The organism is Streptomyces sp. NPDC107575, from assembly GCF_055657265.1.
The window spans coordinates 1,386,896-1,398,781 of record NZ_JBVKBG010000002.1; the positions used below are offsets into that span (position 1 = coordinate 1,386,896).

General features: G+C 70.9%; 10 protein-coding genes. 7 read left to right on the top strand and 3 right to left on the bottom strand.

From position 1 onward, the window contains the following. Positions 1–18: 18 nt before the first annotated feature. Positions 19–534, bottom strand: coding sequence for a flavin reductase family protein (locus ACZ7L4_RS12935; RefSeq protein WP_472101833.1), 516 nt, complete (start codon positions 532–534; stop codon positions 19–21). Between the two features lie 161 nt (positions 535–695). On the opposite strand from ACZ7L4_RS12935, the gene ACZ7L4_RS12940 reads away from it, so the two are divergent. After that, complete coding sequence (locus ACZ7L4_RS12940) at positions 696–1,616, top strand: LysR family transcriptional regulator (RefSeq protein WP_472101835.1); 921 nt, start codon at positions 696–698, stop codon at positions 1,614–1,616. Between the two features lie 56 nt (positions 1,617–1,672). Here ACZ7L4_RS12940 and ACZ7L4_RS12945 read toward each other — a convergent pair whose 3' ends face one another. Both ACZ7L4_RS12945 and ACZ7L4_RS12950 read right to left on the bottom strand, forming a co-directional pair. Further along, a complete protein-coding gene (locus ACZ7L4_RS12945; protein WP_472101837.1) occupies positions 1,673–3,217 on the bottom strand; it encodes an amino acid adenylation domain-containing protein in 1,545 nt (514 codons plus the stop codon). A 193-nt stretch (positions 3,218–3,410) separates the two neighbouring features. Next, positions 3,411–3,998: a CGNR zinc finger domain-containing protein gene (locus ACZ7L4_RS12950; protein ID WP_472101839.1), complete on the bottom strand. Its 588-nt coding sequence runs from the start codon at positions 3,996–3,998 to the stop codon at positions 3,411–3,413. Between the two features lie 142 nt (positions 3,999–4,140). Here ACZ7L4_RS12950 and ACZ7L4_RS12955 point away from each other — a divergent pair, with 142 nt between their 5' ends. The 6 genes from ACZ7L4_RS12955 (at position 4,141) to ACZ7L4_RS12980 (ending at position 11,876) form a co-directional block, all read left to right on the top strand. Then, positions 4,141–5,466: an MFS transporter gene (locus ACZ7L4_RS12955; protein ID WP_472101841.1), complete on the top strand. Its 1,326-nt coding sequence runs from the start codon at positions 4,141–4,143 to the stop codon at positions 5,464–5,466. A 218-nt stretch (positions 5,467–5,684) separates the two neighbouring features. Beyond that, a complete protein-coding gene (locus ACZ7L4_RS12960; protein ID WP_472101843.1) occupies positions 5,685–5,939 on the top strand; it encodes a phosphopantetheine-binding protein in 255 nt (84 codons plus the stop codon). Next, positions 5,936–9,118 carry a non-ribosomal peptide synthetase gene (locus tag ACZ7L4_RS12965; protein ID WP_472101851.1) on the top strand — a complete coding sequence of 1,061 codons (3,183 nt, stop codon included), beginning with the start codon at positions 5,936–5,938 and terminating at the stop codon, positions 9,116–9,118. The genes ACZ7L4_RS12960 and ACZ7L4_RS12965 overlap by 4 nt, the downstream gene beginning before the upstream one ends. Then, positions 9,118–9,849 (top strand): thioesterase domain-containing protein, encoded by a 732-nt coding sequence (locus ACZ7L4_RS12970; RefSeq protein WP_472101853.1) that lies wholly within the window; start codon positions 9,118–9,120, stop codon positions 9,847–9,849. Before ACZ7L4_RS12965 ends, ACZ7L4_RS12970 begins: the two co-directional genes overlap by 1 nt. Then, on the top strand, positions 9,846–10,586 hold the full coding sequence (locus ACZ7L4_RS12975) for an SDR family NAD(P)-dependent oxidoreductase (RefSeq protein ID WP_472101855.1): 741 nt from the start codon (positions 9,846–9,848) through the stop codon (positions 10,584–10,586). Before ACZ7L4_RS12970 ends, ACZ7L4_RS12975 begins: the two co-directional genes overlap by 4 nt. A 6-nt stretch (positions 10,587–10,592) precedes the next feature. Further along, positions 10,593–11,876, top strand: coding sequence for a glutamate-5-semialdehyde dehydrogenase (locus tag ACZ7L4_RS12980; protein WP_472101857.1), 1,284 nt, complete (start codon positions 10,593–10,595; stop codon positions 11,874–11,876). Positions 11,877–11,886 lie beyond the last annotated feature (10 nt).

Sequence of the window (11,886 nt, forward strand, 5' to 3'; positions counted from 1 at the left end):
GAAGGGTGAGGCAGGTACTCAGTCGGCCATCCGGCCGTACGAGCCGCGATAGAAGAGCAGGGGCGTGTCCGCCCCGTGGCCGCCGATGCGGTGCACCCGGGCGACGACCACGTCGTGGTCACCGGCCGGGTACTCGGCCTCGGTGGAGCACTCCAGCCACGCCGGCGTCCCGTCCAGAACGGGCGTTCCGCTGGGCGTGGTGCTCCAGCTCAGCCCCTGGAACTTGTCCCCTCCCCGGGCGGCGAGCCGGGTGCTGATCTCGCGTTGGCTGTTGCCGAGTATGTTCACGCAATACCGCGGCGCTGTACGGATCTTGGGCCAGCTGCTGCTCGTGGTGGCCATGCAGAACAACACCAGGGCGGGATCCAGGGAAACAGAGGTGAACGAATTGACGACGACGCCCGCAGGCTCGTCGTCGATTCCGTGCAGGGCCGTGATGGCCACCACCCCGGTGGCGAATCTGCCCAAGGTGGCGCGGAATTCATCGTGGTCGACGGGACGCTGAATCTGAGGAGGCGCGGCTGGCGAGGACATGCCTCCATGGTTCGCCCGGCAGCGCGCTGCGAGCAAGTGCCCACCAGTGGTATTGGTGACGGCAACACCGAGGTCCGGTGCAACTCCCTTTCAATATCCGTAGGGTCCCACCCTGGGTATCGAGCTTCGTATCACGAATGATTGGGGGATCGACCGCAGCCATGAACATAAAACAACTCGACGCCTTTCTGGCGGTCGCGGAGTCACGGAGTTTCACCCAGGCCGCCCGCCTGCTCGGGCTGGCTCAGCCGACGGTGACGGCACGCATCAAGGCGTTGGAGCAGATCCTCGACGCGCCGCTGCTCGACCGCACGGCCGGCGGCGCCCGGCTCACCTCCGCGGGTCGGCGCCTGCACAGCTACGCGAGACGGATCGTCAAGCTCAGCGAACTGGCGCAGACCTCCGTCTCCGAACCCGCGGGCCAAGCGCCCTCGTTGGCGATCGGCGCAGCCGAGTGCATCACTACGTACCGGCTCGTCCCTCTGATCGAGTATCTGCATCTGCGTCACCGCACCCTGGGGGTGTCCCTGCGCACGCTCGACGACGACCCCGTCGCGCTCGTGCGGGAGGAGCGTGTGGACTGTGCGTTCTTCATCGGACCACGTCCGGTGACACCCGACGTGCGCCATCACACCTTGCGCCGGGAAAGCCTGAGCCTGGTGGCCGCGCCGAGCCATCCGCTGGTGGGGGTGTCCCTCGGCTCGGCACGGGAGTTCGCCGCGAGCACGGTGGTGTGTGCGCATCGCTGGAGTGGCTACCAGCACACCTTCGAGTCCGTGCTGGCCGCCGGCGGTGAGCCGGCCGGTGGTGTGCTCGCGGTGGGCTCGGTCGACGCGGTGAAGCGCAGTGTCAGCGAGGGCATCGGGATCGCTCTGCTGCCCACCGTGGTGGTCCGCGACGAGCTGCGGGACGGTCTGCTCGGACGCATCGGGTGGTGGCCCCCTTTCGAGGTCTACTCGCAGTGTGTCTGGCGTCGGGGCCTCGACGAGGACCCCTCCTTCGCGACCGTCCTCGACGCGGCCCGTCAGGTGACGGCCGAGGACGACCCGAGGGACGGCGCCGTGCTGCGTGCCGCGTGCTGACGTCGACCGGGTTCCGTACTGCGGAGCCCGGTCGACGCTGTGGTGCGGTGAGTGGCTCAGACGGTGACCGACGCGGTGAGCCGGTTGGTGAGTGCCTTGCGGTCGACCTTGCCGTTCGCGTTGAGCGGCAGGCCGTCCAGTACAGTGACGGACCCCGGGACCATGTAGGCGGGCAGCCGGGTGCCGAGACGCTCCAGCAGGGCGGCGGTGTCCGGGACCGATCCGGTGCACGCGGCCACGAGTTCGACGTCGTCGCCGTGGCCGGGCACGGCAAGGACGACGGCCTCGGCGATGCCGGGAAGATCGAGCAGGGCCGACTCGATCTCGCCGAGTTCGACGCGGTAGCCGCGGATCTTGAGTTGGTGGTCGAGCCGACCGAGGTGGACGAGTTCCCCGTCGAGAAGGCCCACCCGGTCGCCGGTGCGGTACCAGTGGGCGTCCGTGAGGGGCTGCGTGCCGTCGTGGACGCGGGCGCGGCCGTCCTCCATGCGCACGAACCTGCCGGCGTTCTCGGCGGGATCCAGATAGCCGGGGAAGCGCTGCGAGCCGCGCACGACCAGCTCGCCGTCCGGGGCGGGCCTGCCGTCCTCCCCGAGCACGAGGTGCTCCTGGCCGGGGTAGGGGGTTCCGATGGGGACGGTGCCGTTGGCCGGTCGCGGCCAGGCCGCTCGCTCGCGCGGCAGCCGGAACTCGGTCCAGGTAACGGTCATTTCGGTGGGCCCGTAGATGTTCTCGAGCACGGACTGCGGGGCGGCGGCCTGCCACGCCTCCGCATGACGCAACGTCAGGGCCTCGCCGCAGAACAGGCTCCAGCGCAGTGTCGGCATGGAGCCGGGCCTGAGCGCCCGAAGGCGCATCGCGATCGAGGCGACCGAGGGCACCGAGTTCCAGTGGGTGATGCGCGCCCGGTTCACGAACCGCACCGGCGCCAGGAGGTCCGCCTTGTCCGGCACGATGAGCGCGGCGCCCGAGCCCCAGGCCGCGAACATGTCGTACACGGACGGGTCGAAGGTGAGGTCGAAGGTCTGCGAGACACGGGCCCCGGGGCCCAGTTCGTAGCGCGGGATCACATGGCTCAGATACGCGGACACATTGCGGTGGGCGATGGGCACCCCCTTTGGGCGACCGGTCGAGCCCGAGGTGAACAGGATGTAGGCGAGGTCGTCGTCCCCGGCCGGCGAGTTCGGCAGCTCGGGGACCGGGGCCGTCCGCAGGGTGTCCATCCGGGCCGCGGAGAGTTCCACTGCCCGGACCCCCAGGTCCGTGCGGTCTTCGGTGATCACGAGGTCGAGTTCCGCGTCCGCGGCGATCGTCGCGTTGCGCGCGGCGGGCCAGAGCGGGTTGAGCGGTACGACGACGGCGCCGAGACGCTGCACGGCGAGATACCCGGCGTAGGCGGCCGTGCTGCGCGCGGCCAGCAGGCCGACCCGGGCGGGCACACCGCCGTGCGCGGCGACGAGCTCGCCCGCGACGCGTGCACTGAGTGCGTCGAGTTCGGCGTAGGTCACGACCTCGCCGGCGACCTCGAGCGCGGTCTGTCGGTCGCCATGTCGGGCAACGGAGTGCGCGAACCAGTCGTACAGGGTCCTGGTGGCGTTCATCTGGACTCCTCGTGGATACTCCGCCCCTGCAGGGGCGGAGAGGGAAATGAGCGGCGGCGGGAAATCGGGCCGAGGGCGTCCCGAGAATGTTTTGCCGCGCATTCAGGTGGAGTCAAGGGGGCGGCCCCGCGGTGCGGGGCGGCGATAGAATATCGAAATGCTCTATTTGCGGTGACGGGGTCGAGAGCGGAGGCTATTCGGCGGGCGTCCCGGAAGTCGCCTCCGTGCTCTGGCGGGCGGCATACCGGCGGGCCTTCGCGCGATTTCCGCAGACCCGCATGGAGCACCAGCGGCGGCTGCGGTTCTTCGAGGTGTCCCAGAAGACCCAGGCGCAGGCATGTTCGGAACAGCGCTTGAGTCGCGCGGCCTCGCCGGTGACGGCGAGCTCGCTCCAGGCGATCGCGAGAGCCGCGAGGGCCTTCCGGGGGGCCGTGAGATCCGGGTCGGGGGCGAGGACGCCGTGGCTGCCGGTGGCCATGCCGGCCGTTCCCGTGGTGACCACGACCGGTAGCTCGCGCAGCGCCGCGGTCGCCTCGCGCAGGAGCGCCGGGTCGGGCTGGTCGCCCACGTGGACGCCCAGCTCTTCGCGGAGGCCGGCGCGCATGCGCAGGCACAGGGAGTGGTCCGGGGCGTGCACCCGCGTGCCACCGCGCAGGAGCCCCTGCTCGCGCAGCCACGTGTCGAGCTTGTGGGCCGTGTCGAGCTCGTCGGTCCCCTCCTCCACGTCGAGCGTGTTGGCGAACGCCTGGACCAGCTGGGCGGATGCCGGGGCGTCGAGCATGAGCCACCTCCTGGGAAGAGGGCCAGTTTACATGTGGCTAACCGGCTATCGCGTTGACCGGGTAGCGGCGGAGGGGCTTCCGTGCCAGACTCGGTCGGGCGAGATTCACCAGCAAAACCGTTTAGACGGTTAGGGGAGACTGATGAGTGAACACAGCGTCGACATCGCGAAGGCGCCGGTGGCGCTCGCCGACCCGCCGCCGGCGTCCGAGCCCGTGCCCTCCGCGCCGCCCCCCAGCGCCCGGCGCGGCACCCGCAACACCGTCGTCCTCCTCGTCTTCACGGCGATCACCAATCTCGCCGACGGCGTCACCAAGATCGCCCTGCCGCTCATGGCGACCCAGGCCTCCGGCTCCCCGGCCCAGGTCTCCGCGGTGTCTCTCACGCTGTCCCTGCCGTGGCTGCTGGCCGCGCTCCACGTCGGTGTCCTGGTGGACCGCCTCGACCGGCGCAGGCTGCTGTGGGGCGCCAACGCGCTGCGGCTGATCGCGCTCGGCTCGCTGATGCCGCTCGCGGCCGCCGATGCCGTCACCATCCCGGTGCTCTGCGCCGCGGGCGCGGTGCTCGGAATTGCCGAAGTCATCGCCCTGACCTCGGCCACCGCCCTGATTCCGGCGCTGACTCCGCCGGAGGGCCGGGAGCGGGCCAACACGTGGATCGCCGGCGCGGAGACGGTCTGCAACGAGTTCGCGGGCCCCTTCGTCGGCGGCCTGCTCCTGGCGGGGGGCACCGGCATCGCCCTCGGTACGACCTGGGTGTCCTACCTGGCCGCATCGCTCGTCGTGATCCTGCTGGTCGGCCGGTTCCGCGCCGTCCGGCACGACAGTGAGCGAGGCGCGCCCGCGGCCGTGCGCGTACAGATCGGCGAGGGCCTGCGCTACCTGTGGCAGCACGTGCTGCTGCGCACCATGGCCCTCATCCTGACCGTGCTGTGCGCGTGCTGGGGCGCCTGGCTCGCGTTGATGCCGCTGTTCGCCACCTCCGTGATGCACCTGAACTCGCGCGAGTACGGCACGTTGCTCAGCGCCCTGGGGGTCGGCGGCCTCGCCGGCGCGCTGGCCATCACCTGGCTGAACCGCTTCTTCGGCCGCCGTTGGGTGATGTTCGCCGACCTGTTCGGCACCTTCGCGATGATGGCCGTACCCGCGCTGACGACCAATCTGTGGGCCGTGGCTGCCGCCGCATTCCTGGGTGGCATGGGTGGCACCCTGTGGACGGTGAACGCGCGGACCCTGGCGCAGCGCCTCGTGCCCGACGACATGCTCGGCCGGTTCGGTTCCGTCAGTCGCCTCTTCAGCTGGGGCGCCATGCCGGTGGGTGCGGGGCTCATGGGCCTGCTCGCCGAGTGGTTCGGCCTGCGGCTCGCCTTCGGCGTCTTCGCCGTGTCGGTCGCCCTCACCGTTCCGCCGTTCCTGCGCGTCCTGACGAGGCCCGTCCTGACGGAGGCGTTCGGCGACCCGCGCGCCTGAGGAGGGCCGGTACGCGGGCTGCGCGTCGCCCAGCAGCAAAGAGGAGGCCGGGAAACCGGCCTCCTCTTTGTCATTGAATTCCTTGATGAACTCCTCCGGGTGGGGCGCGCAATCAAACCCTTCAATGGGCGGGCAAGGCAGTCATTGACCGCCGCGACCGCTCTGCTGAATGATTTGCGGTGCGCCAGGAAGCGACCTTTTCCCGAGGAGTCTGAGTAATGAAGCATGCGGGCGAGAGGGCTGACGGGGAAATCGGCTCAGCCATTTCCAGGCACATCCGAGTGCCTTTCGACGACCATGCCCCGCTGGCTGAAGTGGGGTTGCATTCGCTTTCCGTACTGCGAATAGCCAGTGAGCTGATCACCGACCCGGATCAGGAGATCGACCCGACCGGGCTTGCCGCCGTGCACACGGTGGGCGACCTGCGGCGGTGGCTGCACGGACTCCTCGCCCCCAAGGAGAGCGTCCGATGACCATCGCGCCGCAGACCCCGGCCACGACTACGGGCACCGTCACCACCACCCTGCCGTTGACCGCGGCCCAGAAGGGGCTGCTCGTCGTGCACCGCACGGTACCGGTCCCGCACCTGTACAACGTCGTGGCCGAGCTGGAGCTCGACCCCACCCTGAGCACCGCAACCGTCTCCTCGGCCCTGACCGCGGTCCTCGCCGTACAGCCGGCGCTCCGCGTGGCCGTCCGCGAAGGAGCCGACCCGTGCGCCGTCCTCCATGACGTGCCCGACGAGGCGCCCCTGCGCACGGTCGCCACTGACCCGGCCACCTACGTGCAGCGGCGCGACGAACTCCTCGCGGACCTGGGGGAGACCGCCTTCGACCTGACGCGGTCTCCGCTGCTGAGGGCCGTGCTGCTGCGCTGCGACGACGGCTCGCGCTCGACGCTGCTGATCGTGGTGCACCACCTCGTGTTCGACGGCTTCTCGTTGCGCCAGCTCGTCCGCGACCTGACCGCCGCCGCCCGGCGGACCCTGGACGTCGAGACCGTACGCGTCGCCCGGGAACGGGCGCTGCACCGGGAGCTGGAGGCCCAACTGGCCTCCGCCGCCGACGAGCGGACCGAGCGCGCGGCCATCGCGCTGGCCGACCGCCTGCGGGCGACGCCGGCCACCGTCCTCGGTCCGCGGCCGAACCGCCCCACCAGCACCGCCTTCACCGGGGCCCGGCGCGAGATCCGGCTGTCCGCGCGGCACTCCGCCGACCTTGACGCCCTGTGCGCGAGGCTCGGCGTCAGCCCCTTCGTCTTCTTCACCGCGGCCCACGCCGCTGTGCTGGCCCGGCACAGCGGCAACGCGACCGTGGTCATCGGCAGCCCGGTCATGGCCCGCCGCACCCTGGGCTCCTTCGACCTGTGCGGCTTCTTCGTCAATACGCTGCCGCTCATGGTCGACGTCACCTGGGACGCCCCGTTCGACGTCTTCGTCAAGGAGACCGTCCGGGCCGAGACCGACCGGGCAAAGACCGACGCGGCGGTCCCCTTCGACCGCATCGTCCGGCACGTCGACCCCGACCGCTCGACGAACCGCAACCCCGTCTTCTCCTGCATGCTCGCCGCACAGGACGCGACCGACGTCGAGCCGGGCTCCGTGGTACGCCGCGTGCGGGAACACGGCAACGGCACGGCCAAATTCGACCTCTGGCTGGGTGTCACCCCCGACGCCGACGGCTGGCTGCTCGAGCTCGAGAGCGACCGCGAACTGCTCCCGGAGGCCCTGGCCAACGCGCTGGCCGCCTCCCTGACCGGGCTGCTGACGCGGGCCGTCGCCCGGCCGGACCGCACCGTCGCCGACCTCTTCGTGGACTCCTCGCCCGAGGATTCCCGCGCCCACGACGGCTTCCGACGCCCCCTGGCACAGCCCGACCTGTACCGCGTGGTCCAGGCTGCCGCGGCGGACCGGCCCGGCCGGATCGCCGTCGAGGAGGGCGAACGCCGCCTCACCTACGCCGAGTTGGACCACCTGGTCACGGCCGCCGCGCAGACATTGGCGGTACGCGGTGTCGGCCGGGGCACCGTGGTGGGTCTCACCACGACGACGCTCGTGGACACGGTCGTTGCCGTCCTGGCCACCCTCGCCCGCGGCGGCGTCTTCCTCCCCCTCGACCTGACCCTGCCCGGCGAGCGGCTGACCTACATGACACAGAAGGCGGACTGCCGCCTCGTCGTGGGGCCGGATCCGGTGGACGGCATCGACCTGGTCACGCCGGCCGAACTGGCCACCGGGCGGCCTGACATGACGTACGAGCCACCCGCCACGGTCGGCCCGTCCGACGGCGTCTACATCATGTTCACCTCCGGGTCCACCGGCCGGCCCAAGGGCGTGCTGATGAACAGCGGCCCGCTGATGAACCTCACCGAGTGGCAGCTCGACGCCCTCGACATGGACGAGCACACCCGCTTCCTGCAGTACGCGCCGCTCGGCTTCGACGTCTCCTTCCAGGAGATCCTGCCGACCCTGGCCGCCGGCGGCACTCTCGTCTCGCGGGAGCCCGCCGACCGCAGGGACCTGCCCGCCGTCCTGGAACGGGTGCGTGCCCACCGCGTGTCTCACGTGTATCTTCCGGTCGCCGCGCTGCCCGCGTTCGTTCGGGCCGCACAGGACGCCGGCGACCAGCTGCCGCATCTGCGGCAGGTGTGCGTGTCCGGCGAGCAACTCCTGCTCGACGACCGGGCACGGGACTTCTTCGACGCGCGCCCGCACCTGCGACTCGTCAACCTGTACGGGCCCACCGAGACCCACGCCGTCACCACGCACCGGCTCACCGCAGACAACCGGCCCTGGCCCTCCCACGTCCCCATCGGCCGCCCGATCACCGGTGTGACGGCCCATGTCGTGGACTGCACAGGGCACCTGGCCCCGCGTGGAGTGCCCGGCGAGCTGTATCTCGGAGGCGACTGCCCCGCGCTCGGCTACGTCAATGATCCGGCCCGCACCGAGGAGCGGTTCCTGCCCGATCCGTACATCGACGATCCCGAAGCCCGTATGTATCGGGCCGGGGACCAGGTCCTGCGCGACGAGAGCGGCGCACTCGTCTTCCTCGGACGCGACGACGACCAGGTCAAGATCCGCGGATACCGCGTCGAACTCGGCGAACTGGAGACCGCCGCCCTCACACACCCCGACGTGCGCCGCGCGGTAGCGGTGGTGCACGGCACGGGCCACGAACGTCGACTGGCGCTGTTCTTCCTGCCGGAGGACGGCTCCGAGGCCGACCCCGAAGACGTGCGCCGCCATGTCGCGGGCGCCCTCCCCGGCTACATGGTGCCCGCGCGGGTCTTCCCCCTCGACACCGTCGCCACCACCCGCAACGGCAAGGTGGACCGCGCCCTGCTCTCCGACCGGGCTCAGCAGGCCCTGCGCGAGGAGGCCGATGCCCACGACACCGCGACCACCACGTCCGACGACCCGCTGATCGCCGCGCTCCAGCGGATGTGGGGGAGTCTGCTGGGACTGGGCGAAAGCCAGGTCCCCATCGACCGTTCGCTGGTGGCACACGGCGCGCACTCGCTCACCGTCATGGCCGCGAGCGCCGCCATCGAGGAGGAGCACGGCGTCCAGATCCCGATCCTCGACTTCTTCCAGGATCCGACCATCCGCGCGCAGGCCGCGTGGATCACCGCACTGCGCGAGGACACCTGATGCCGGCTACCACCCACGACTCCCGGCTGCTCGTGCCGCTCGCCCGACGCCCCGGACCGCTGCACAGCGTCCTCGTCCACCCGGCGGGTGGCGGACTCGGCCAGTACCTGGCCCTCGCCGCCCGGCTGTCCCGGTACGGCAGTGTGTCCGGCATCCGGGCCGCCGGGCTGCTGCCCGGTGAGACCCCGCACGACAGCGTCACGGACATGACCCGTAGCTACCTCGACCTACTGGCGCAGCTGCCCGAACGGCCCGGCCTGTTGGTCGGCTGGTCCCTGGGCGGCGTGCTCGCCTGGGAGCTGGCCGCACGCATGGCCGACGAGGGCCCCGCCCCCGCCGTCGTACTCGTCGACAGCTTCACCGAGCACACCACCGTCAGCGCCGGCGACCGCAGTGAGTTCCTGGACGCCATCGAGCGGTCCGTCAGCCACCTGGGTGGCAGCGCGGACGCCGCACGTGCCCGCAGCACGGCCATGGCCCACGTCGAGGCCAGTGCCGCACACCGAACCCGGGCACGCCACGAAGGCCCCGCGCTGCTGGTGGCCTGCGACAGTCCGGGCCGCACCGAACAGATCGACAGCTGGCGTGAGTTGACGCACCGGCTGACCGTGCGCGCACTCGAGTGCGGACACTTCGAGGTCTTCACCCCGGAGCACACGCCCCCGCTCCTGTCCCACCTGGACGGCTTCCTGACTCGCCTTGCCGACACACCACAGGAGACTCCCCGATGACCCGCCAGGAACCCCTCGCCGTCGTCACCGGCGGCACCCGCGGCATCGGCCTGTCGCTGTCCCGGCGGCTGCGAGGGCTCGGCTACCGCACGCTTGCCCTGTACCGCTCCGACAAGGACGCGGCGCTGCGCGCCGCCGACGAGCACGGACTGGTCACGGTGCAGGCCGATCTCGGCGACAGTGCGTCCGTGCGTGCCGCCGCCCGGCACGTACTCGCCGAGCACGGTGTGCCCGACGTGCTCGTGAACAACGCGGGCATCAACATCGACCGCCCCTTCCTCGAACTCACTGAAGAGGACTGGCGGCGCGTGCTCGACACCAACCTGTCAGGCCCCTTCCACCTCACCCAGGCCTTTGCCCCGGCGATGCTCGACGCCGGCACCGGAACCGTCGTCAACGTCGGTGCGACCACCGGCCTGCGCCCCCGGAACAACGGCGTCAACTACGCGGCCTCCAAGGCAGGGTTGCTGCAGCTCACCAAGTGCCTGGCCCTGGAGCTCGCCCCCACCATCCGGGTCAACTGCCTGATCCCCGGGATGACCGAGACCCAGGAACTCGTCGAACGGTTCCGGCTCGACGAGCCGGAGCACCGCGCCGCGGTCCTTACCGAGATCCCGCAGCGACGCATCGGCACTCCGGACGACATCGCCGACGCCCTCGAATACCTCGTGGGTCCGCTCAGCCGCTACGTCACCGGTCAGAAACTGATCGTCGACGGCGGCCAGTTCATGTGGTAGGAGATCATGACTGAAGAGTTGCTCGTATCCGCCCGCGCGGCCGTCGCTGCCGCCCCTCCGGTCGGCGACCCGGCGTACGCGCGCTACTGCGGCGAACTCGCCAAACGACTCGCCGCCCACTGGCCGATCGTCCTGGCGGCCAATGCCGAGGACGTCGCCGCTGCCGAGCAGCGCGGCCTGCCGCCGGTACTGCTCGACCGACTCCGCCTGACCGAAGCCCACCTCGGTCAGCTGGAACGCCTCACCGAGGCGGTCCTGTCCGAACTCGACGCCGTCACCGAGCCCGATGCCGGCGTGCGCGTGGGGGAGTGGGGGACCCGCCTGCGGGTGCCCAAGCCGCTCGGCATCGCTTTCATGGTGTACGAGGCACGCCCGACCGTCACAGTGGAAGGCGCCCTGCTGCCCGTCGCCGTCGGCAACGCCGTGATCCTGCGAGGCGGCAAGGAGATCGCCCGTACCAACCAGGCGCTGGCAGCCGTGGCCCGGGATGCCCTTGAGGCCGCCGAGCTGCCCACCGGCCTGATCACCGTGCTCGACGACCCCGACCGCGCCCAGCTGCGGTCCCTGCTCAAGCGCCCGGACGCGATCGATGTACTCATTCCGCGCGGCAGCCCCTCCCTCATCAACCACTGCCGCAACGCGTCCACGATCCCCGTCATCGCCAGCGGCGGCGGCGTCAACCACCTCTACGTACACCGCAGCGCGGACCTCGAACTCGCCGCCGAGGCCGCCCTGGACAGCAAACTCCCCGAGCCCACGGCATGCAACACCGCCGAGGTGGTCCTGGTCGACGAAGAGGTCGCGGCCGATTTCGTGGAGGCCGTGCTGCACGCCTCCGAGCGTGGTGAGCGGCGGGTGAACGTACGGCTCGCAGCGCGCACTCCGCGCCCCGACACCGCGGCCGCGGACGACCGCCGGCGGCCGTGGCGCATCGAGGAGTTGCAGGAACACGACCTCGGCCGGGAGTTCCTCGACGCCACCATCGGCGTGTACCCGGTCGCGGGCGCGGGCGAGGCGCTGGAGCACATTCGCCGCTACGGATCAGGGCACACCGAGGGCGTCGTCGCCACCGACATCGAGGTCACCGAGGACTTCGCCCGACGGGTCGACGCCGCCGCGATCGTGGTCAACGGCTCGCTGCGGCTGCATGACGGCCCGACACTCGGCCTCGGTTCCGAAATATCCATCAGCACCGGACGCATGCACGTGCGGGGCCCCGTCACGCTGGGCTCCCTCGTCACCTACAGCTGGGTCGTCGATGCGCGCGGAACCCTGCGCAGCGCTCTCTGACCACATCCCC

Excerpts from the sequence above, each read along its gene's own strand:
- ACZ7L4_RS12940 (WP_472101835.1), top strand. The coding sequence starts at position 696 with ATGAACATAAAACAACTCGACGCCTTTCTGGCGGTCGCGGAGTCACGG.
- ACZ7L4_RS12970 (WP_472101853.1), top strand. The coding sequence starts at position 9,118 with ATGCCGGCTACCACCCACGACTCCCGGCTGCTCGTGCCGCTCGCCCGA.
- ACZ7L4_RS12935 (WP_472101833.1), bottom strand. The coding sequence starts at position 534 with ATGTCCTCGCCAGCCGCGCCTCCTCAGATTCAGCGTCCCGTCGACCAC.
- ACZ7L4_RS12950 (WP_472101839.1), bottom strand. The coding sequence starts at position 3,998 with ATGCTCGACGCCCCGGCATCCGCCCAGCTGGTCCAGGCGTTCGCCAAC.
- ACZ7L4_RS12960 (WP_472101843.1), top strand. The coding sequence starts at position 5,685 with ATGAAGCATGCGGGCGAGAGGGCTGACGGGGAAATCGGCTCAGCCATT.
- ACZ7L4_RS12955 (WP_472101841.1), top strand. The coding sequence starts at position 4,141 with ATGAGTGAACACAGCGTCGACATCGCGAAGGCGCCGGTGGCGCTCGCC.
- ACZ7L4_RS12975 (WP_472101855.1), top strand. The coding sequence starts at position 9,846 with ATGACCCGCCAGGAACCCCTCGCCGTCGTCACCGGCGGCACCCGCGGC.
- ACZ7L4_RS12945 (WP_472101837.1), bottom strand. The coding sequence starts at position 3,217 with ATGAACGCCACCAGGACCCTGTACGACTGGTTCGCGCACTCCGTTGCC.
- ACZ7L4_RS12980 (WP_472101857.1), top strand. The coding sequence starts at position 10,593 with ATGACTGAAGAGTTGCTCGTATCCGCCCGCGCGGCCGTCGCTGCCGCC.
- ACZ7L4_RS12965 (WP_472101851.1), top strand. The coding sequence starts at position 5,936 with ATGACCATCGCGCCGCAGACCCCGGCCACGACTACGGGCACCGTCACC.